Origin of the sequence: Bradyrhizobium sp. AUGA SZCCT0169 (assembly GCF_018130085.1) — a bacterium.
Lineage (GTDB): Bacteria > Pseudomonadota > Alphaproteobacteria > Rhizobiales > Xanthobacteraceae > Bradyrhizobium.
On record NZ_JAFCMC010000039.1, the window covers coordinates 32,433 to 53,988 of the forward strand.

Below are 21,556 nucleotides of genomic sequence, written 5' to 3' on the forward strand. Positions count from 1 at the left end.
CGCTAGTTCAAGGCGCCGGGTCTCCAGCATTGCGACCGCAACGGCAACTGAATTCATGATGGAAGTCTAGGGATGGCCCGCAGGTTTTCCGCTCCCTACCAGACGGAGCCCGTGTCCAGCCTCGCCACGTGGGCGCGCAACCTCGCGATATTCTCCCTGGTTGCGGTGGTGGTGTCGATCATGATCGTCCGCTTCGGCTTCCTCGAAATGAAGCCGGCGCTGGCGACGTTCTTCGGCGCCCTGGCCCTGGCCGGCCTCTCCATCCTGGTCGGCCTCGCCGCGTTTGCTGCGATCTGGCAAAACGGTTCGCGCGGCATGGGCCGCATCCTGCTGGCGCTGTTGCTCGACGCCGCCATCCTCGCCTACCCCGCCTATCTCGCCCTGCAATACCGCAACCTGCCACGGATCTACGACATCACCACCGATTCGATCGATCCGCCACGCTTCCAGGCGCTGGCGCCGCTGCGTGCCGGCGATGGCACCAATCCCGCCGTCTATGCCGGGCTCTATTCAGCCGAGCAGCAGGCGATCGCCTACCCTGATGTCGAGACCGTCGAACTCGAAGTCCCGCCGCAGCGCGCCTATGAGATCACGCTCGCGCTCGTCAACAAGCGCAAATGGCGCGTCGTCGACGAGCGCCCGCCGCAGGCGCGCCGCGAAGGACGCATCGAGGCGATCGCGCAAACGATGATCATGGGATTTCGCGAAGACGTCTCGATCCGAATCAAGGCCGACGGCGAGGATTCCCGCGTCGATATCCGCTCCGCATCGCGCTATTTCGACAGCGATCTCGGCAGCAACGCCTCACGCATCACCAAGCTGATCGCGGACATCAACACCGTGGCCGACACCAAGCCGGCCGCCAAGAAACCGGCGGCGCCCGCGAAGGCACCGGCCAAGACGGTGAAGAAGCAGTAGCGCGCTGGCTGCGGCTCAATCCTCCTTTGCGAACTTGGCGCTTCCTGGGCCCATAGACGCTATTGACCCAGCGGAGCGTGTCTGCTCCGCCCAGTTTTTATGTTGCCGAATGAGAGTTCGGCGTTAACCACCGCTAACGGTTCCAGTGCGAGCGCAATCGCTTCGAAGTTTCTTAAATTTTGCTGGGTACTTCTTCTGGGCATGGTGACCTGGAGAAAGATATGAGCAAGCGGGCCAAACGTGGAAAGGCAAAGGCGACGCTCGCACTACCAATGGTCGCGAGAGTTGCAGTTGGCGCCGTGGCGCTCGCCGCATTGGGGTACAGTTTGCTGTGGCGCCCGACGAGCGTGCAACCGACCCGAAAGCCGTCCGCGCACCAGGCTCTGGCGTCGTCAACTCCGGTTTACGTGGCAACTCCAGTTCATGCATCAGCGACAGTTCCGGCTCTGGCTCTGGCTCCAGCTCCAGCTCCGGCTCCGATTTTGCCTCCCGCGCCTCCGGTCGAACCGCCAAAAGCCGCTGACGCTCCCGGAGCATTTGTTCGGCAGGTGATTGACTACGCCAGCCACCAAACGCCGGGCACCGTGATCATCGATACCAAAAACACATTCCTTTATTTCGTTCTGAACGACAGGCAAGCAATGCGCTACGGCATCGGTGTTGGCCGCGAAGGTTTCACCTGGTCCGGTGAACAGACGGTGGCCCGCAAGACAGAATGGCCGGATTGGCGTCCGCCTGCAGATATGCTGGTGCGTCAGCCTTATCTGCCGCGGTTCATGGCAGGCGGCCCCGGCAACCCGCTCGGCGCCCGGGCGATGTATCTGGGCGAGACCGAATATAGAATTCACGGCACCAACAAGCCCGATACGATCGGGAAGCAGGTTTCGTCCGGCTGTATCCGGCTGACCAACGAGGACATCGTGGACCTTTATGAGCGGGTGAAAGTCGGAGCGAAAGTGATCGTGCTTCCTGTAACCGCTGCCCGTCGACCATCCCAGGGAGCGCCGCCCGGCGCCGCTTTCCGATTGCCGGACCCGGCATTGCCGTCGAACCGGCCCCCGACAAACAACGCGCAGATGCCGTCATCTGGACCGAAGATCGCCGAGGTCCAGTAACTCAGTCCTCCGTCCTTCGTCTGCAACATTCGGGTCGCCGCTTTTAAGTCAGCGTCTGGCCCATGGCGGACGTTGGACAAGAGTTCAGCACCGGCCCGATGGGAAGCTGGCACGAGCCGGATCGCACACAATCGGCTTGGAGAACGAGACGCCAAACCATTTGCTCGTCAACGAGCCATCGTTGTCGATCCAGGGGATCGGTGGCAATTGCGGCAGGTAAGATGCATACGGCATCACTTTCGCAAGCGTCACTCTGCCCGGAAACCGCGCCAGAAAAGCCTTGTTCATTCCGCCGTCCAAACCGCTGTAGATCGGGGCGACCGGCAAATTGTCTTCAACCAATCGGGAGTATTCGAGCTCGTCGATGCGATTTTTTTCCCGCGCCCGCCGCGCGATTTCCGGATTGACGACAAAGGAGGGGCATTTTTCCGATGCATTGAACACAAGAGGATGCGGCGAATTTGGGGGAGGTTGCGCATCGAATACATAGCGGCGATTGCACACGTCCACCTTGGGTTCGAGTTGCGTCGTCTCGAAATGATCGTTGCCGATCTTGAGCATTTTCCAGAAGGCCAGGTTCGGACTATTTCGATGCCGCGCCAAATTCGCCGGCGTCAAGCGGAACGGATAGGCCTGGACCTGGAACGACGGTCGCCCGCTGAGGAATGAGTCGCGTGCCAGCGAATAAATCTCGCTGATCTGTTCGTCGGTCATGGCATAGCAACCGCTCGACCAGCAGTCGCCGTGGATCATGAGGAAGCTGCCGTCGCGGTTGTTCGCCTTGTCGAATCTGTTGGGGTAGCCAAGGTTGATCGAAAGATAGAAGCTGGAGTTGGGATTCATCAACTCAGGTGTAACTGTATAGAATCCCTCTGGAGCCTGACGGTCGCCCTCGTGCAGCTTCGGTCCAAGATCGCCCGACCACCGGCAGATCGGATAGGTCTTGAGGATCTGGAAACGGCCAGTGGTGTCCTGTTTCCAGACTTCGAGCTCCGCCTCTTCCTTGAAAAGGCGCACCACGATAGGTGAATATTTGGGCATCTTCTTCTGTTGGAGCAGCGAGAGCAGTTCAGGAGGAAGTTCCTTTGTTGCCTTGGTCGGTAACCGATTGTTGCCCTCGCCAAGGCACGTGACCGGCGTCAGCCCTGCGACAAATGCCGCGATCAGTACAAGCGCACGTCGGACCATGGCGCGGATCACTGCTGTACCTCGAACGTGACGAAAGATGGTTCGTTCTAGGAAGCCATCCGATAGGTCCCGCCGATCACGGGATCGCCGTCGGTCGCCACGATGCCGCGTGACACGAGGTCTTCCAGATGCGCCAGCACGGAATAGCCGGCGGCACCGGTCAGCCGCGGATCGAGGCCGATATAGATCGCGCGCACCATGTTCGGGATGTCGGTCTCGCCCTTGGCAAGACGATGCAGGATCGAGGCTTCGCGGGCGCGGCGGTGCCGGGTCAGGAAACGCACAAAGCGCGGGCCTTCCGGAATTTCCGGCCCATGGCCTGAGAAATACAGATCCTCCGGGCGCTTCTCCAGCCGCGCCAGCGAATCCATGTAGTCGATCATCGAGCCATCAGGCGGGGCCACGATGGAGGTCGACCAGCCCATCACGTGGTCGCCGACGAAACTGATCTTCCGCTCGGGCCAGGCGAACGCCAGATGGTTAGCGGTGTGGCCGGGGGTTGCCACCGCTTCCAGCGCCCAGCCGGAGCCCTCGATGGTGTCGCCGTTCTTGACCTCGATGTCCGGCCGGAAATTGCGATCGGCCCCCGATTCCGGATTGTGCTTCTCGCTCTCGAAGCGCGGCCGCGAGGCGCGGTGCGGCCCCTCGGCGTAGACGGGCGCGCCGGTCGCGGCCTTGATCCGCGCGGTGTTCGGCGAATGGTCGTTGTGGGTATGGGTGACCAGGATATGCGTCACGGTTTCGCCGCGGACGGCGTCCAGCAGCGCTTTCGCATGCGCCTCATTGTTCGGGCCGGGATCGATGATCGCAACCTTGCCCTTGCCCACGATGTAGCTGACCGTGCCGGTGAAGGTGAAGGGGCTCGGATTGTCGCAGAGCACCCGCCGTACGCCAGGGCGGGCTTCGTCGACGACGCCAGGTTTGAGCGGGAAGTCGCGGTTGAACGGGATGGTTTCGTCTTCGGTTTCGGCCATGCAGGAATGCTCGCAGCGTGGGGTTCTTGCTCCGTCATGCCCGGGCTTGTCCCGGGCATCCACGTCTTTCTTCTCGCGGCGTCCAAGACGTTGATGGCCGGGACATCTAGCGCGAAGACGCGCTTCGCGCTTCTGCCCGGCCATGACGATTGGATAGAGTTTGCCTTTACGAAAACGCCTGGATGCCCGTGATCGCGCGGCCCAAAATCAGGGCGTGGACGTCGTGGGCGCCTTCATAGGTGTTGACGGTTTCCAGGTTCGAGGAGTGGCGCATCACGTGATATTCGATCTGGATACCGTTGCCGCCATGCATGTCGCGGGCGACGCGGGCGATGTCGAGCGCCTTGCCGCAATTGTTGCGCTTGACGATCGAGATCATCTCCGGCGCGACCTTGCCCTCGTCCATCAGGCGGCCGACCCGCAATGAGGCCTGCAGGCCCAGCGAGATCTCGGTCTGCATGTCGGCGAGCTTCTTCTGCACCAGCTGGGTTGCCGCCAGCGGCCGGCCAAACTGCTTGCGCTCGAGCGTGTATTGGCGCGCGCGCGCCATGCAATCCTCGGCGGCGCCCATCACGCCCCAGGAGATGCCGTAGCGGGCGCGGTTGAGGCAGCCGAACGGTCCCTTCAGGCCGGACACGTTGGGCAACAGCGCGCTCTCGGGCACCACCACGCCGTCCATCACGATCTCGCCGGTGATCGAGGCGCGCAGCGAAAGCTTGCCGCCGATCTTCGGCGCCGACAGGCCCTTCATGCCTTTTTCCAGGATGAAGCCGCGGATCTGATTGTCATGCGCGGCGGACTTGGCCCAGACCACGAACACGTCGGCGATCGGCGCGTTGGAAATCCACATCTTGCTGCCGGTCAGCTTGTAGCCGTCGGAGACCTTCTCGGCGCGGGTCTTCATGCCGCCGGGATCGGAGCCGGCATCCGGCTCGGTCAGCCCGAAGCAGCCGACCCATTCGCCGGTCGCAAGCTTGGGCAGATATTTCTTGCGCTGGCTGTCGTCGCCATAGGCGTAGATCGGATGCATCACCAGCGAGGACTGCACGGAGTTCATCGAACGATAGCCGGAATCGACGCGCTCGATCTCGCGCGCCACCAGGCCATAGGCGACATAGCTTGCACTGGCGCAGCCATATTCTTCCGGCAGCGTGATGCCGATCAGGCCGAGTTCGCCCATCTCGTTGAAGATCTCGCGATCGGTCTTTTCCTCGAGATAGGCCTTGGTGACGCGCGGCAGCAGCTTGTCCTGCGCATAGGCACGCGCGGTGTCGCGGATCATGCGTTCGTCTTCGGTAAGCTGCTCATCGAGCAGGAACGGATCGTCCCACTGGAAACCCGCCGATGTCGGTTTGTCCTTGGACTGAGGGCGCACGCTCATAAAAATCCCTTTCGCATCACTGTCCTGATTGGAATTGGCGGCCAAATTAGTGCGCTATCGTCCGAAGCGCAATTGAATTGGGCCTCGCCGTCATTCCGGGGCGAATCGAAGATGCGAACCCGGAATCTCGAGATTCCGGGCTCGATGCTTGGCATCGCCCCGGAATGACGGGCTACCCTTCGAGCCGTTCGTTGGAGACGATCTCGATCCCGAAACCGGACAGTCCCTTGTAGTCGTGTACCGACGACGTCAGATGCCGGATCGAAGTGATACCGAGGTCGCGCAATATTTGCGCGCCGACGCCCACTTCACGCCATTGTCGGTTGCGATCGGCCTCGGCGGATTTCTGTTCGCCGACCGGCTCGACCGGAACGCCGGCGGCGCCGTCGCGCAAATACACCAGCACGCCGCGGCCAGCCTGCTTGAAATGGTTCAGCACGATCTGCATGCGCGCCTGGCCGGTGAACAGGTCCTTGACGATGTTGGGCTTGTGCAGCCGCGTCAGCACGTTCTTGCCGTCGCCGATGCCGTTATAGACGAAGGCGGCATGCGCGATCTCATCGAACGGCGAACGGTAGGCGTAGCCCTGCAGCGGCCCGATCGGGCTATCCGTCGTAAACGTTGCGACCCGCTCGATCAGCTTCTCGCGCGCCTGGCGGTAGGCGATCATGTCAGCGATCGTGACGTGCTTGAGCTTGTGGGTGGCGGCGAATTTTGCGACCTGCATGCCCTTCATCACGGTGCCGTCGTCGTTCATCAACTCGGAGATGACGCCGACCGGCGGCAGGCCGGAGAGCTTGCAAAGATCGACCGCGGCCTCGGTATGACCGGAACGCAGCAGCACGCCACCGTCGCGGGCGATCAGCGGAAAGATATGACCGGGCCGGGCAAAATCACTGGCGCCGGCGTTCGGGTTGGCCAGCGCCCGGCAGCAGGAGGCGCGCTCGTCAGCCGAAATACCTGTGCCGCCATCGGGCTTGTAGTCGATCGAGACGGTGAAGGCGGTGGTGTGGTTGGAATCATTATGCGCGACCATCGGATCGAGCCGGAACCGGCGCGCGTCTTCCTGCGTGATCGGCGCGCAGACGATGCCCGAGGTATGGCGGATGATGAACGCCATTTTCTCGGCGGTGCAGAGCGAGGCGGCGACGATCAGATCGCCCTCACCCTCCCGGTCGTCATCATCGGTGACGACGACGAGTTCGCCCTTGGCAAAGGCTTGCAGAACTTCCTGGATCGTATCGGCCATTTTCTCAAATTCTCGCTTTGGACAGGGAGTGCATTAGCCGGACTCATGGGCCCGCGCCAGCATCAATACGCGGGGCAGAACGTCGCCGAAGCGTTTCGCTGTACGAAATCGGCAGGCACTCGGGGAAGAGACATATGCATTTTCGGTTGAATTTCCAGCTGACGGCATGGGCGGGGTTCGCCCTGATGGCAGGGGCCGCAGGCCAGTCCCACCGCTTCCGCCACCATCGGCACGGGGGCCGTCATCCACGCCCAGCCGGACGGCTACACGATCGGGCTCGGCACGACCTCAGCGCTGGCGCACCAGCGCAGGAAAGCAGCCTGTAGCGCGAGAACTCACCGCCCGCGCTGCTCGCGCCATTTGGCGAAGCCTGCAGCAAGGATGATGCAGAAGGCCCACCCCAGCAAGGGCACGGCGGCGATCCGCGCAATGGCCCGGTATTGCGCTGCGAGGGCGCCTGCAACCGAAGGGGCACGGGTCACGATCAGCGGCTCATCCAGGGTCTTGAGGCCGAATTTTATGGCCGCATCGTGCGCGATGATCTGCGCACCGGATACGGCCACGCCGACGAACCGGACATATTCGCCGCCGGATTCGTTCCAGAATTGCGGATGCGAGGCGAGAATGCGTCCGGAATCCCTGATTTCGCCCGCGACCCAGACCTCGACGAGAAGCTCCGGTCTCCAGCCCTCGCCGACCAGCGGCGCAAGACGGCGGGTGCCATAACTCTTGCTGCCACGACCGCCGCTCAAGCGCGCCTCGCTTGCGAACTCGCCTGCAACGCGCCAGCGCGGCGCGGTGTAGCCGGCAACGCCGACACCTTCAGGAATATCGTCGACCAGACGCAGATTGACGATGCGGCCCCACAAGGGGGCATCCACGACAAAGACCGGCGACACGCCCGTCAACGTCATGATCGCGACCGCAGGCATGAACAGGCCGGGCCGAGATCGCGTGACGCCGAAGGCCAGCGGCAGACCGAGCAGGAACACGCCGATGATCCACGGCACGACCGGCGTGTACGCAACGACCAGCGTGCCGAGCGTCAGCTGGAACAGGATCGCGGCCGTTCCCGCCATCAGGCAACCGAACAGCGTGGACGACGGGGACGCCAGGCCCGATGCACGAGCGCTGTTTGATGACGATAATGATAACCGCATACCGAATGAAATTTCTTTGCCGCCAGGAAATGGCGCGCCATACGGTACTCAGTGTCGGCTGCATTAAATCCGGTTCAAGCGGATGCGTGCGGGACGTCACACGTCCACATCCCGCTCCCATCTGCGAGCAGAAGGCCTTACGGCAGCACTTCCTTGCGCTCGGCGAGCAGCGTGTCCATTTCGGCGCGCTTCTCGCCCAGCAATCCCGCCTGCGCTGCCTCGATCACGGTATAGAGTTCGTGGGCGTCGCTGACCCTCGTTACGGTCACGTAATCGGCGCCGGCTGCGTAGAGATCATTGACGTCGCGAAGCATATCCGCGGTCGCCACGATTTTGGCTGATGGGTTGAGAGTGCGGACGTGCCGCACCAGCTTTTCGTTGTTGGCGCCCTTCAGCAGCGAGTCCGGCACGCTCAGGATGATCAGCTCCGACTTGCCGATACCGGCATGCAGCAGCGTATCGACATTGCTGATATCGCCATAGATCACGTGCAGGCCGCGATCGGCCAGCGTCCGGAACACGTTGGGATTGAAATCGATCACGGTGATCTGTTCGAGCACGAGCGGATTCTGCCGCTCGATTTCGGCCAGCAGCGCGCTCGCAGCGCGGAAGAAGCCGAGAATGACAATGCGGCGGGCTTCGTGGCCGCCCTCATGTACGGCCTCGCCCTGGCCGTGATCGAGATCGCGCAGGCCGATCTTCTTCATCGGATTGATCAGAGCTCGCGTGATCTCATCGCTCTTGCCCATCACGAAGGTGCTGATCACGGCCAAAATGACGAAGGCGAATGAAGCCGCGCTCGAAGTCTCAGTGCCGATATGGTTCGCGACCACACCGGTCTGGATCACGACCAGCGAAAACTCCGAGATCTGCGCCAGATTGATCGCCGGCAACAGGCTGGCGCGCAGACCCTGTTTCATCAGGTAGAGCGGCACAAACGTCGTCACGATGCGGCTCACGACGGTGAAGGCGGCAATCAGCAGCGCCAGCCAAATCACCGACGCGCCGGGAATGGGAATGGTCATGCCCAAGGCGACGAAGAACAGCGTGATGAAGAAGTCCCGCAGCGTCGTCACCTTGGCGGTGACGTCCAGCGCATAGGGGAATGTCGAGAGCGAGACGCCGGCGACCAGCGAGCCCATCTCGCGTGACAGATGCAAGCGTTCGGCGATCTCGCCGATCAGGAAGCACCAGGCCAGGGCGCCGAGCAGGATCAACTCCGGCCGCCGCGCGATCTGGTGAAAAAGTCTTGGCAGCAAATACCGGCTCAACACCAACGCGGTCGCGACCAGCACGCCGACCCGGCCGATCGAGATCAGGATCACGCTCACCTGGAGATTGTCGAGGCTCGGCTGCACCGCCAGGAACAGGATCGCGAAGATGTCCTGCAGCACCAGGACGCCGAGCGTGATGCGGCCGGGCAGCGTATCGAGTTCACGCTTCTCGTACAGCACCTTGACGATGATGACGGTCGAGGAGAGCGCGCAGGCGACGCAGAGATACAGCGCGTCGAAACGGCCCGCCCCCATCGACAGCCCGATACCCCAGAAGAACAGGATCCCGAGCAGGCAGCCGCCGACCAATTGCCCGCCCGCGGCAAACAAGATGACCTTGCCGGCGCGCACAATCTTTTTCAGGTCGATTTCCAGCCCGATCATGAACAGCATGAAGATCAGGCCGAGTTCGGAAATGACGTGAATCGAGTCCTTGGAATGGACCCATTTCATGCCGAATGGACCGATGACAAACCCGGCGATAAGGTAGGCGAGGATCAGCGGCTGCCGGGTAAAATGGGCCAGCAAGCCAAGCACCCAGGCAAACAGGATGCATAAAGTGATATCGCCGATAAGCTCGTGCATATTTCCTGACTTTTCCTCATTGCAACCTAGAGGCCGGGGCGCAATGGTCAAACGAGCAATGTGTCATATCCGCCTGACAGGTCTCTTTCTAGCGATTCTTGCCTGCCTGTCGATCCTTTCCGCACCGGACGCTCAGGCGCAGGCGGCCGGCAGCATCCGGCAATTTTAGAAGGTTCCTGACGGCGAACCCCGCACGCACCCCCGCATATCGGGCAGCATCGATAGCAGACATTCCGCTTTCATCCCCCGGCGGCGACCGACTAAGATCACCGGCAAGAACTAACCAAATACCGGAGGGCCGCGCCAGCGGCCGTCTCAACGAAAAACAAAACGGGAGTGAATGTCCAATGTCTACCGCATCAATTTTCGATTTCGCACCATTGCTGCCGGCCGGATTGCCGGCGCCGGCGGCGCGGTGGACGGGTCTGGCCAAATACAGTTTCGTCGGCGGCAACAATGATCCCGACCAGGTGCCGGTCGATGGCCTGATCGAGGCGATGACTGCCGTGCTCCAGCGCGAGGGCAAGACGCTCGCGACCTACGGCCTCGCCAGCGGCCCGCAGGGCTACCGCCCCCTGCGCGAATTCCTCGCCGGCAAACTCAAGCGCGATGCCGGCATCGGCTGCACCGCCGACGACGTCATGATCGTCTCCGGTTCGCTGCAGGCGCTCGACCTCGTCAACGCGACGCTCCTGGCGCGCGGCGATACCGTGCTGATCGAACAGGAGACCTATCAGGGCTCGCTGAGCCGGCTGACCCGGCTCGGCGTCAAGACAGTCGGCATTCCCCTCGACGACGAGGGCATGCGGATGGATGCGCTGGCGGCCGCGCTGGCCGACCACAAGCGCCGCGGCATCATGCCGAAATACATCTACACCATCCCGACCGTGCAGAACCCGACCGGTTCGATCCTGCCGGAGGAGCGGCGCGCCGAAATGATAAAACTGTCGCAGGAGTACGGCGTGCCGATCTTCGAGGACGATTGCTACGCCGACCTGATCTGGAACGGCCAGCGCCCGCCCGCGATATATGCGATGAGCAAGCAAGGCGGCGTCATCCATATCGGCTCGTTTTCCAAATCGATTGCGCCGGCGCTGCGGGTCGGATTCATCGTCGCGCCCTGGGAGATGATGTCGCGGATGCTGGCGCTGAAGACCGATGCCGGAAGTGGCGCGCTGGAGCAGATGGTGCTGGCGGAATTCTGCGCGCCGCATTTCGAAACCCACGTGCCGAAGCTGACACGCGGCCTGCGCGCCAAGCTCGACACGCTGATGGAGGCGCTCAACGAGCAGTTCGGCACATCAGCCGAGTTCGAGGATCCCAAGGGTGGCATCTTCCTGTGGGTCAAACTCCCCGACAATGTCGATACGCTGAAACTGTATCAGGCTGCATTGGCCGCCGGCGTCGCCATCAACCCGGGGCCGGAATGGTCGACCGACAAGTCCTATGCCGGCAGCCGGTTGCGGCTGTGCTTTGCCAGCCCCTCCCATGAGCAGATCCGCGAAGGCGTCGCCGTGCTCGCGGAAGTCTGCCGCAAGGAATTCGGCGTGCCCGAGCGCAGCGCCAACGTGGAGAAACGGGCGCGCATATGAGACTCTACCGCACCGCGAACGGCGCCTGATACGGCCTCCCGAACGGCACGCCGTTGATCACGGTCTGCACCGGTTTCAGCAGCAGCTTGCCCTCACGCTTGTTGTTGCGGGTATCGACGAACGAGACCTGCGCCTCCACCAGCTCCATGATCGCGACGTCGCCGGGCGCGCCGACCTGCAGCGTGCCGATTTTCGGGGCGCGGTTGATGATCTTGGCCGGCGCCGAGGTTGCCATCGCCACCACCTGCTCCACGGTAAATCCGAGCGGGATGAACTTGCTCATCACGTTCGGCAGATACGGCATGCCGGGCGAGTTGCCGGAAAAGACGTGGATATCGGACGAGATCGTGTCGGGCGGGCAGCCGCCCGCGATCGCGGGCTCAGCCACCGTGAAATCGAAGCTGCCGCCGCCATGCCCGACGTCGAACATCACGCCGCGCTGCTTGGCGGCAAGCGCTGCCGGCAGCAGCTTGCCATCCTGCACGATGTTGGTGAAGACGCCGCCGATGTTCGGTGCGCCGGAATAGGCATGAGTCAGCACGTCGCCCGGCCGCAGCAGATCGAGAATCTGCGACATCAACTCCCTGGTCTCGACGCCACCGATATGCACCATCATCTTGGCCGGCCAGCCGCACATCTCGCAGGCCTTGATGGCTCGCTTCAGTGGTTCGAGACCGTGCCTGGCGATGACATTCTCCGACATCCGGACTTTGACGCCGAGCAGGAAGTCCGGATTCTCGGCCAGCGCCATCGCGCAGGCGTCGAGCTGCGCGTGGTCGATGTTGTAGAGTTCGGCCACCGGGAAGCCCGACAGACCGTGATTGGCGATATGGACGAAGGCGTAAATCCGCGCGCGCGATTGCGCCACGATGTAACGGCGGAGCGCGGCGAGATTGTTGACGCCGGCATCCCCTGCCGACACCACTGTCGTCGTTGCCTGGGCCTGCACCAATTCGTCGGCCGGAATGCCGATCCCCGAGCCATAGGGATAGACGTGGGAGTGCAGGTCGATCAATCCCGGCGTCACCAGTTTGCCGGTGGCGTCGATGGTCTTGGAGGCTCGTGCCGCCGGAATATCGGCCTCAACCGCCTCGATCATCCCCCAGCGAATGCCGATATCACGTTTTCCTCGCAGCGACTGGCTGGGATCGAGCACATCGCCACCCTTGATCACAAGGTCGAACTTGTCGTTCGGTCCCATCGCGGCATTGGCCGGTGCGGACATCGCGGCAACGGTGGCTGACCCGGTCAGGCTCAGAAAATCACGGCGTGAAAACCCGCTCATGGCATCGCTCCCCCATATGATTTTTATGGCGCGATGATGCGCCGGGACCGGGCTTTCCGCAAGCCGGCGCATGCGATCAACCCACACGGGTATCAATAACCATGCGGCTGGACGGTCCGTGGGATCGCGATTGTCCGGAACGGCTACGTGCAAACGCAATGTGTCGAGCGTGATTCATTGGACTAAAGAAACGTGCTCGTGCCTGGAACCAACGCACGCATTGCATCCGCAGATCCTTGCTTAATAGACATTCAGAATTCTCTTCGAGTTCCCTCGGGAACGTTCGTGTCACCGCAATGTTACATCTCCGCTCAATTGAAAGAGGATGAGAACTATGAGGAAGTTTGGATATGTGCTTGCGGCCGTTGCCGCGATCATCGTTGCGGCGCCGTCGATTGCTAGCGCTCAGACCGTTGTGATCAAGCGAGGCAGCGGTTACCACGGCCATCATCACCATGGTCATGGTGCGCGGGCCGAATACCGCCGTCATCACGACCGCGGCTACCATCGCGGACACCGTCATCATCGCAACACGGTCGTGATCAAGAAACGTTATCGTTACTGAGAACTTGCGCCTCAACGGAAAATGGCTCCTCGCGGAGCCATTTTTTTGTTCGTATGATCGTCAAGCTTGTTCAGCGAAGCGGCTTGTAACGGCCGATCAGCTGTAGATTTCGAACAGGCCTGCGCCGCCCTGGCCGCCACCGATGCACATGGTGACGACGCCCCACTTCGCCTTGCGGCGACGGCCTTCCTGCAATATGTGGCCGGTGAGCCGCGCGCCGGTCATGCCGAAGGGATGGCCGATCGCGATCGAACCGCCGTTGACATTGTACTTCTCGGGGTCGATGCCGAGCTTGTCGCGGGAATACAGACACTGGCTCGCGAAGGCTTCGTTCAATTCCCAGATGTCGATGTCGTCGATCTTGAGGCCATGGCGCTTCAACAGCTTCGGCACGGCGAAGATCGGGCCGATGCCCATCTCATCCGGCTCGCAGCCCGCCGCCGCCCAGGCAACGAAACGGCCGAGCGGCTGCAGGCCGCGCTTTTCGGCATCCTTGGCTTCCATCAGCACGACAGCCGCCGCACCGTCCGAAAGCTGGCTGGCATTGCCGGCAGTGACGTATTTGCCCGGGCCCTTGACCGGCTCGAGCTTGGCGAGGCCTTCCATGGTGGTCTCGGGACGGTTGCACTCGTCGCGATCGACCGTGTAGTCGACGATGCTTTCCGCCTTGGTCGCCTTGTCGACCACCTTCATCCTGGTCTTCATCGGGACGATTTCGTCCTTGAACTTGTTGGCCTGCTGCGCCGCGGCCATGCGGCGCTGCGATTCCAGCGAGTACTCGTCCTGGTATTCGCGGCTGAGCTTGTAGCGCTCGGCGACGATGTCGGCGGTATCGATCATCGCCATGAAGATGTCGGGCGCGGCCTTGAGCAGATCCGGATCGATCGATTCCTTGGGCGAGCCGCCGCCGGGAATCGAGATGCTTTCAACGCCACCGGCCACGATGCAGTCGGCGCCGTCCGAACGGATCGAGTTGGCGGCCATCGCGATGGTCTGCAGCCCCGAGGAGCAGAAGCGGTTGACCGAAACGCCGGCCGTCGACTTTGGCATGCCAGCCAGCAGCGCCGCCTGGCGGCCGATATTGGGCGCGCCGTGCGCGCAATTGCCGAGATAGCAGTCCTCGACGTAATCCTTGTCGACGCCGGCGCGCTCGACCGCGTGCTTGATGGCGTGGGCCGCCATGGACATCGGAGGGGTGATATTGAACCCGCCGCGGCCGGACTTCGCCAGCCCCGTACGTGCATAGGAAACGATAACAGCTTCACGCATTTTCTAGATCTCCCTTTGATGCCACCCAGTATGGACTGGACCTCAGCCCGTGTGTAGCGAAAAACCTTGAATTCCGGCGGACGGAAAAGGAGGAATCGCCTTCAATCCCACGCCGGCCCGAAGGCGGGATTTACACAACGTTTGTCCTTCGGCAAGGCCGCGATTGCCTTTCGATCGTCGTCATCAAGCCGCAGTTGCAGCGCGTCAAGATTGGCCTTTTGGCTTTCGGCGCGCGAGGCCTTCGGGATCGCGGCGACGCCGTCCTGATCGAGCAACCATTTCAGGGCCACCTGTGCGGCGCTGGCATTATGCTTGCGACCGATCGCGGTCAGCGTCTCGTCCGACGCCACGCGGCCCTGCGCCAGCGGGCAATAGGCAACCAGCGGAATCGATTTGGCGCTGAGATATTTGCGCAGTTTTGTCTGATCCAGCATCACGTGGTATTCGACCTGGTTGCAGGCGATCGGAGCCTTGATCTCCTCGACCACGGTTTTCAAGAGCGCGATGTTGAAATTGGCGACCCCGATGGCGCGGGTGCGGCCCTCCTGCTTCAGCTTCATCAAGGTCTCGAACATCGCCGGCAGGTTCATGTTCCGCGACGGCCAGTGCACCAGATAGAGATCGACCTGATCGAGCCGCAGTTTCTTCAGGGAAGCATCGAACGCCCGGCGGATCGCGTCCGGCGCCAGGTTTTCGTTCCAGACCTTGGTGGTGACATGCAGGTCCGTTCGCGCGACGCGCGAAGCCGCGATTGCAGCACCGATCGCCTCCTCATTGCCGTACATTTCAGCCGTGTCGATATGGCGGTAACCCTGCGCAATCGCGCTTTCAACCGCAGCGCGGCAGGCATCGCCTTGCAGGCGAAAGGTGCCAAGCCCAAGCCTCGGCAGGGCAATGCCCTGCGTTTGCAGATTTTCCATTGAATGCTCCCAAAGGCGTAAGGTGTCGCGGGGGAAGACGAAAGCCGCATGGACGGCATTGGATTGCGTGGGATTGACCGCTATAAATAGACTGCCCGCAAGGCGCTGGGCAAATCAAGATCGGGTCAGGAAGAGCGATGGGCAACGCGTTGCAACGATGGCTGGATTCGCATCAATTGCCGGCGATCGCCGCCGCCGTGCTCGGCGTGATCACGACGCTCTCGGTACTGATCGTGGCTGTCTTCTTTCTGATCGGAAAGCCCTGATCGACCGCTTCTATCGCTGCCAGTTGCAGATGCCGCCGGACCTGCACGGCCAGGTTTGAATCCGGGTATCGCGCGCCTGCGCATCGAGCGGATTGTGGCGCGGCTTCGCCAGCTTGGCACGCGCTGCGGCGCGCGGCGCCTCAGTGCCGGACTTCTCGGCCTGAGATTTGGCGGCATGCGCCTTGCGTGGCGGCAGCTTGGGCCAGATGGTCGAATCCAGATCCGCCTCCGTGTCCTCCGACCTTGCCTCGATCCGAACCGGCCCGAACCGCGCCTCCGGCCCGATTCGCTTGGGCGAAAATACGGCGCTCGGAAGATCAAGGCTGAGCAACTCACCCGGACGATACTCGGCCGCCGTCGCGGAGCCGGCCAATGCCAAAAACCCCGTGTAAACCGCTGCAGCTAAAGCGCTCTTCAGGACCATTATGGGCCTCCTGAAATGACTAAAAATAACGATAACCGGGAACATGTAGGAAGCCGGCAGGCCTTTTCCAGCCGAAATTTTCGGCAAGGTTACCTGCTAACTACGGCGGCCGCGAAAAATCCGCGGCCCGTTCCCCGGAACCTATTCCGCGGCTTGCGCAACCGGCTGCCCGATCGTGCCCTGCAGCCGCATGCATTCCTGGCGGTAGCGCGCGACATTGGCCTCCTTGATGTGGCCGTAGCCGCGCACCAGGTCAGGCGTCTTCGCCAGCGCCACCAGCCGCGGCCAGTCCTGTGGTTTGGCCGTGTCGAGGTGGCGGAGGATCATGTCGGAATATTCGCCTGGCAATGCCCGCTCCATCCGGCGCTCGGAGGTATAGCCGAACGGATCGAACGCGGTGCCGCGCAGGAATTTGAAGCGCGTCAGGACATCGAACGCCTTGAGGATCCAGCCACCGAATTCGCGCTTGCGCAAATGCCCGGTCACCTTGTCGCGGCTCGCCAACAGGGGCGGCGCGAGATTGACCTTGACGCCCGGATCGCCGTCGAACTGCTCCTTCAACGCTTTTGCAAACTCACCGTCGGAATAAAGTCGAGCCACCTCATACTCATCCTTGTAGGCCATCAGCTTGAACAGGCCCTTTGCAAAGGCTTCGGTGAGGTCCTGCGCCGCGGGCGACGCCTTGGCTTCGGCGGCACGCACGCGCGCGACCTCGGCGAGGTAGCGCTTCGCATAGGCCTCGTTCTGGTAATCGGTCAGGAAGCCGGCACGGTGAGCGATGGTCTCGTCCAGCGTCCGCTTGACCGGTGCGGCGCCCTGCGCCTTGAAGCGCGCGGCGCTGACCACGCGTTGCAGGTCGTGCGCGGCCAGCCGGCCCCAGGAGAACGCCAGCTTGTTCATCTCGATCGCCGCGCCATTGAGGTCGATCGCCTTCATGATCGCCTCCAGCGACAGCGGAATCGCGCCGCGCTGAAATGCAAAGCCGAGCATGAAGGAATTGGTCGCGATGCTGTCGCCCATCAGGGATGAGGCAAGACCGGTCGCGTCGAGGATATCGAGATCGGTTGCGCTGACGGCCTCGTTGAGCGCGTCCCGCATCGCACCGGCCTGGAAATCGATATCGGGATCAATGACAAAACTTGCGGTCGGCAACAGGTCGGCGTTGACGATCGCGCGCGTCAGGCCGCGCTCGGCGCGGCTCAGCGCCGGGATGCTGGTGGCGACGACGATGTCGCAGCCGAGAATGAGATTGGCGCTGCCGGGTCCGATCCGGACATTGGCGAGATCGTCCGCCGAGGGCGCAATGCGGACGTGGCTCATGACCGCGCCGTTCTTCTGCGACAATCCCGTGAAATCGAGCGTCGAGCAGGCCCGGCCGTCGACATGCGCGGCCATGCCGAGCAACGCGCCGATGGTGATGACGCCGGTGCCGCCGATGCCGGTGACGAGGATGTTGAACGCGCCGTCCAGCGCAGGCAGTGTCGGCAGCGGCAGATCGGCGAACAACGCCGACGGATCAGCCGCAGCACGATCGGCCTTCCGCAACTTGCCGCCATGCACGGTAACAAAACTCGGACAAAAGCCCTCGATGCAGGAGAAATCCTTGTTGCAGTTCGACTGGTCGATCCGGCGCTTGCGGCCGAGTTCCGTTTCCAGCGGCTGCACCGAGACGCAGTTGGAAGCCGCCGAGCAGTCACCGCAGCCTTCGCAGACGCGCTCATTGATGAAGACACGCTTCGGCGGATCCGGATAGAGCCCGCGCTTGCGGCGGCGGCGCTTTTCGGCGGCGCAGGTCTGGTCGTAGATCAGAACCGAGAGGCCCTTGACGTCACGCAGTTCCTTCTGCACGGCGTCGAGTTCGCGGCGGTGATGAACAGTGGCGCCCGCGGGGAAATAATTGCTGGGGTATTTCTCGGGATCATCGGAGACGATCGCAAGCCGCTTGGCGCCTTCGGCGGAAACCTGGTGCGCGATCTGCGACACGGTCAGGCCGCCCTCGGCCGGCTGGCCGCCGGTCATCGCGACAGCGTCGTTGTAGAGGATCTTGTAGGTAATGTTGACGCCGGCGGCGGAAGCCGCGCGCAGCGCCAGCAAGCCCGAATGCGTGTAGGTGCCGTCGCCGAGATTCTGGAACACGTGCTGTTCGCTGGTGAACGGCGCCTGCCCGATCCAGGTGACGCCTTCCGCGCCCATATGCGAGATCGTAGCTGTCCGGCGGTTCGGCACCGATAGCGCCATGCCGTGACAGCCGATGCCGGCCATCGCGCGGCTGCCCTCAGGCACTTTGGTGGAGGTGTTGTGCGGGCAGCCCGAGCAGAAATACGGCGTCCGCTGCAGCTTTGCAGCACCAATGCCCTCCGCGGGCCGGTCGAACGCCTCGAGTTTTGCCAGGCGCTGTTCCAGCGCCGGGCTGCGATGGCCGAGCCGGCGGAGCCGCGCCACGACGGCGGCGGCGACCATGGTGGGCGTGAGTTCGCCTTCGCTTGGCAGCAGCATCGCGCCGGTCTCGTCGCGCTTGCCGACCACCGAGGGGCGCCTCATAGCATCGACATTGTAGAGGATGCGCAGCAGTTGATCCTCGATGAAGCCGCGCTTCTCCTCGACCACAAGCACGTCCTGCAGGCCCTCGGCGAACGCGCGTGCGCCGTGCTCCTCCAGCGGCCAGGTCAGCGCGACCTTGTAGATGCGCAGTCCCAGCGCCTGCGCTTCGGCGTCGGTGATACCGAGATCGGCCAGCGCCTGGCGCAGGTCGAGATAGGCCTTGCCGGTCGCCATGATGCCAAGCCGCGCCGGTTTCGAATCCAGCACGATCCGGTCGAAGCGATTGACGCGCGTGAAGGCGGCGACCGCCTGCATCTTCGGGCCGTGAAGCCTGCGCTCCTGCTCCAGCGGCGCATCCGGCCAGCGGATCGACAAACCACCCGGAGGCATCTCGAAATCACTGGGGGTGATGATCTTGATGCGGTCGGGATCGCTGACGATCGAGGCCGAACTCTCAACCGTTTCCGAGATTGCCTTGAAACCAACCCAGCAACTGGAATAACGCGACAGCGCAAATCCCAAAATGCCGAGGTCGAGATAGTCCTGCAGCGTCGCAGGGTTGACCACCGGCATCAATGCTGCCGCGAAAACCTGTTCGCTCTGATGTGCCAGCGTCGAGGACTGGCAGCCGTGATCGTCACCGGCCAGCGCGATCACGCCACCATTGGGCGAAGTGCCGGCCGAGTTGGCATGCTTGAGCGCGTCCATCGAGCGATCGACGCCGGGACCCTTGCCGTACCAGATGCCGAACACGCCATCGACCTTGGCGCCCGGGAACATTCCGACCTGCTGGCTGCCCCACACCGCCGTTGCCGCCAGATCCTCGTTGAGGCCGGGCGCGAACTCGATGTTGTGTTCCCTCAGGAAGGATTTCGCACGCCACAGCGCGTGATCGTACATGCCGAGCGGTGAACCGCGATAACCCGAGATGAAACCCGCGGTGTTGAGCCCCTGCGCGCGGTCGCGTTCGCGCTGCAACATCGGCAGCCGGACTAGCGCCTGCGTACCGGAAAGAAAGATGCGCTTCGCATCCAGCCGGTACTTGTCGTCCAGCCCAACGTCCATCAACGCCATTTTTCGCTCCCCATCGCGTCTATCGCTCTGCCGGCTATTTTGAACCGGTCTAATTGGGGGTCAGAATGCACCGGTTTTGCTATGCGTGCCCAGCCTGAATGCATGGCGGCAGGACATATCTCGGCTGCGATGTGGATTTCGCCCTCACCCTTGCCGAACCCCCTCTTCTTTGAAACGCTGGCGGCAAACGGGAGAGCCAAGGAAAGCTTAGAGATGACAGAAGCGGCATTCACGACCGAAATACTGGAGAGCGGCGATGTGCTGGTCGGGCCGTGGCGGAGCCCAAAGCAGATGCTGCAGGCGCAGGTCTACGATTCGCACGCCTCGATCCACGACGATGCGACAGCGCAAAAGCTTGGCTTTCAGGGTGGCACCATCGAAGGCCCGACCCATTTCAGCCAGTTCGCGCCGTTGTGCGAACGGATCTGGGGCCAGGCCTGGTTCGAGACCGGCTGTCTCTCGGCGCATTATCGCAACCCAGCCTTCGAGGGCGAGGAAGTCCAGGCCAATATCGAGAAGCCGAAGCCAGGCCAGACCGTTTGCGCCATCGGCATGACCAAACGCGACGGCACCGAGATCTTGCGCGGCACCGCGTCGGTCGGCGGTGACGGGACGGAAACCGCACTGCACCGGCGGCTCGGCGAACTGAAGCCGCTCACCGACCCCGTGATCCTCGCCGACCTCAAGGTCGGCATGAAGACCGGCCGGCAAACCGTGAGAATGGATTTCGACCAGAACATGGGCGATCTCTATCCGTTTTCACTGGCCGAGAAGCTGAAGGTGATCACCGAGCCTTCGGCGTATTATTCGCAGGAGCTCAATCCCTGGGGCCGGGCGATCATCCCCATGGAGATGCTGAGCGTGCTGTTTCAATACCGCGCGCGCGAGGATCAGTTGCCGGTACGAGGCCCCGCGGTCGGACTGTTCGCGGATCAGGAAATCCGCCTGCTGCGCGGGCCACTATTCGCCGGCGAGAACTACGTCACCGAACGCGAGGTCGTTGCGCTGAGCGGCAGCCGCCGGACCGAGAGCATGTGGGTGCGCACCACGGTATTCGGCGCCGACGACACGTCCGTCGCCACCATGCTGCTCAATCTCGCGAGCATCAAGGATTCCTACGCCAATTACGCGAGCGAGCATAAAGCCCTCTACGGCTGAGCCGACCTAACGCGGCCGCGTCCGACGCGGCCGGACGAACTTGCCAATAAGGAAAACAATAAAATGGCCCGCCTGCCCTATCTCGAGGCCGACCAGGTCGCCCCTGAATATCGCGACATGCTCAAGCGCAACACCAATTTGCACAAGCTGCTGGTCAACTCGCCTGACATGGCGCGCGCCTTCTCCGGCCTCGGCGGTTACATCCGACACAAGAGCAAGCTCGACCCGCGCTTGCGCGAACTTGCGATCCTGCAGGTCGGCTGGATGGAGAAGTCGGAATACGAATTCACCCATCACGTCAAGATCGGCAAGGAGTTCGGCGTCACCGATGACGACATCAAGGCGATGATGGCCGAGACCGACGGAAAACCCTCGAACCTCGAACCATCAGCCAAAGCGATCCTGCGCGGCGCCCGCGAGATGGTGCGCGAGCTTGCGATGTCGGATGCGACCTTCGCCGAGATCAAGCAAGACCTCTCCGACGAGCACATGACCGACCTCGTGGTCACCATCGCGTTCTACTGCGCCGTGGTCCGCGTGCTGGCCACGATGAAGATGGACAACGAGCCCTATTACAAAGAGGTACTGCAACAGTACCCGATCCCGGGAGTGGAATGA

18 protein-coding genes are annotated in these 21,556 nt (G+C 62.4%); 7 read left to right on the top strand and 11 right to left on the bottom strand.

Features of this window, described 5'->3' with window-relative positions:
* Positions 1–72 precede the first annotated feature (72 nt).
* Entirely contained in the window at positions 73–918 is an 846-nt protein-coding gene (locus tag JQ609_RS29580) for a DUF1499 domain-containing protein (RefSeq protein WP_212214121.1), read from the top strand.
* Between the two features lie 221 nt (positions 919–1,139).
* Complete coding sequence (locus JQ609_RS29585) at positions 1,140–2,033, top strand: L,D-transpeptidase (protein WP_212276301.1); 894 nt, start codon at positions 1,140–1,142, stop codon at positions 2,031–2,033.
* Between the two features lie 84 nt (positions 2,034–2,117).
* On the opposite strand, the gene JQ609_RS29590 is transcribed toward JQ609_RS29585, so the two are convergent.
* The 6 genes from JQ609_RS29590 to JQ609_RS29615 form a co-directional block, all read right to left on the bottom strand.
* The gene (locus JQ609_RS29590; RefSeq protein ID WP_312014910.1) at positions 2,118–3,233 is read right to left on the bottom strand and encodes a murein L,D-transpeptidase family protein; all 1,116 of its coding nucleotides are present in this window, start codon (positions 3,231–3,233) and stop codon (positions 2,118–2,120) included.
* 35 nt (positions 3,234–3,268) lie between these two features.
* Entirely contained in the window at positions 3,269–4,195 is a 927-nt protein-coding gene (locus JQ609_RS29595; RefSeq protein ID WP_212276302.1) for an MBL fold metallo-hydrolase, read from the bottom strand.
* A 166-nt stretch (positions 4,196–4,361) separates the two neighbouring features.
* Positions 4,362–5,576 (bottom strand): acyl-CoA dehydrogenase, encoded by a 1,215-nt coding sequence (locus tag JQ609_RS29600; protein ID WP_212214143.1) that lies wholly within the window; start codon positions 5,574–5,576, stop codon positions 4,362–4,364.
* Positions 5,577–5,748: 172 nt separating this feature from the next.
* Positions 5,749–6,825, bottom strand: coding sequence for a 3,4-dihydroxy-2-butanone-4-phosphate synthase (gene ribB / locus JQ609_RS29605; protein ID WP_212214147.1), 1,077 nt, complete (start codon positions 6,823–6,825; stop codon positions 5,749–5,751).
* Positions 6,826–7,160: 335 nt separating this feature from the next.
* On the bottom strand, positions 7,161–7,904 hold the full coding sequence (locus tag JQ609_RS29610) for a hypothetical protein (RefSeq protein WP_212276303.1): 744 nt from the start codon (positions 7,902–7,904) through the stop codon (positions 7,161–7,163).
* Positions 7,905–8,122: 218 nt separating this feature from the next.
* Positions 8,123–9,844, bottom strand: coding sequence for a cation:proton antiporter (locus tag JQ609_RS29615; protein ID WP_212214169.1), 1,722 nt, complete (start codon positions 9,842–9,844; stop codon positions 8,123–8,125).
* Between the two features lie 347 nt (positions 9,845–10,191).
* Between JQ609_RS29615 and JQ609_RS29620 the strand changes: the two genes are divergently transcribed.
* Entirely contained in the window at positions 10,192–11,436 is a 1,245-nt protein-coding gene (locus tag JQ609_RS29620; RefSeq protein ID WP_212276304.1) for a PLP-dependent aminotransferase family protein, read from the top strand.
* Between the two features lie 4 nt (positions 11,437–11,440).
* Here the strand turns inward: JQ609_RS29620 and JQ609_RS29625 are convergent, their stop codons facing one another.
* A complete protein-coding gene (locus tag JQ609_RS29625) occupies positions 11,441–12,721 on the bottom strand; it encodes an amidohydrolase family protein (RefSeq protein WP_212276305.1) in 1,281 nt (426 codons plus the stop codon).
* A 334-nt stretch (positions 12,722–13,055) separates the two neighbouring features.
* On the opposite strand from JQ609_RS29625, the gene JQ609_RS29630 reads away from it, so the two are divergent.
* Positions 13,056–13,286, top strand: a complete 231-nt coding sequence (locus tag JQ609_RS29630; RefSeq protein ID WP_212276306.1) for a hypothetical protein — start codon at positions 13,056–13,058, stop codon at positions 13,284–13,286.
* Between the two features lie 96 nt (positions 13,287–13,382).
* Here JQ609_RS29630 and JQ609_RS29635 read toward each other — a convergent pair whose 3' ends face one another.
* Together JQ609_RS29635 and JQ609_RS29640 are read right to left on the bottom strand one after the other, a co-directional pair.
* Positions 13,383–14,555: an acetyl-CoA C-acyltransferase gene (locus JQ609_RS29635; RefSeq protein ID WP_212214181.1), complete on the bottom strand. Its 1,173-nt coding sequence runs from the start codon at positions 14,553–14,555 to the stop codon at positions 13,383–13,385.
* Positions 14,556–14,656: 101 nt separating this feature from the next.
* Positions 14,657–15,475, bottom strand: coding sequence for an aldo/keto reductase (locus tag JQ609_RS29640; protein ID WP_212214185.1), 819 nt, complete (start codon positions 15,473–15,475; stop codon positions 14,657–14,659).
* 137 nt (positions 15,476–15,612) lie between these two features.
* Between JQ609_RS29640 and JQ609_RS35680 the strand changes: the two genes are divergently transcribed.
* Positions 15,613–15,741, top strand: coding sequence for a hypothetical protein (locus JQ609_RS35680; RefSeq protein ID WP_283813476.1), 129 nt, complete (start codon positions 15,613–15,615; stop codon positions 15,739–15,741).
* Between the two features lie 10 nt (positions 15,742–15,751).
* On the opposite strand, the gene JQ609_RS29645 is transcribed toward JQ609_RS35680, so the two are convergent.
* Both JQ609_RS29645 and JQ609_RS29650 read right to left on the bottom strand, forming a co-directional pair.
* Positions 15,752–16,165, bottom strand: a complete 414-nt coding sequence (locus JQ609_RS29645; RefSeq protein WP_212276307.1) for a hypothetical protein — start codon at positions 16,163–16,165, stop codon at positions 15,752–15,754.
* A gap of 141 nt (positions 16,166–16,306) precedes the next feature.
* Positions 16,307–19,780 carry an indolepyruvate ferredoxin oxidoreductase family protein gene (locus JQ609_RS29650; RefSeq protein WP_212276308.1) on the bottom strand — a complete coding sequence of 1,158 codons (3,474 nt, stop codon included), beginning with the start codon at positions 19,778–19,780 and terminating at the stop codon, positions 16,307–16,309.
* A gap of 213 nt (positions 19,781–19,993) precedes the next feature.
* Here JQ609_RS29650 and JQ609_RS29655 point away from each other — a divergent pair, with 213 nt between their 5' ends.
* Together JQ609_RS29655 and JQ609_RS29660 are read left to right on the top strand one after the other, a co-directional pair.
* Positions 19,994–20,938 carry a hypothetical protein gene (locus JQ609_RS29655; RefSeq protein WP_212276309.1) on the top strand — a complete coding sequence of 315 codons (945 nt, stop codon included), beginning with the start codon at positions 19,994–19,996 and terminating at the stop codon, positions 20,936–20,938.
* A gap of 63 nt (positions 20,939–21,001) precedes the next feature.
* The gene (locus JQ609_RS29660; protein ID WP_212214197.1) at positions 21,002–21,556 is read left to right on the top strand and encodes a carboxymuconolactone decarboxylase family protein; all 555 of its coding nucleotides are present in this window, start codon (positions 21,002–21,004) and stop codon (positions 21,554–21,556) included.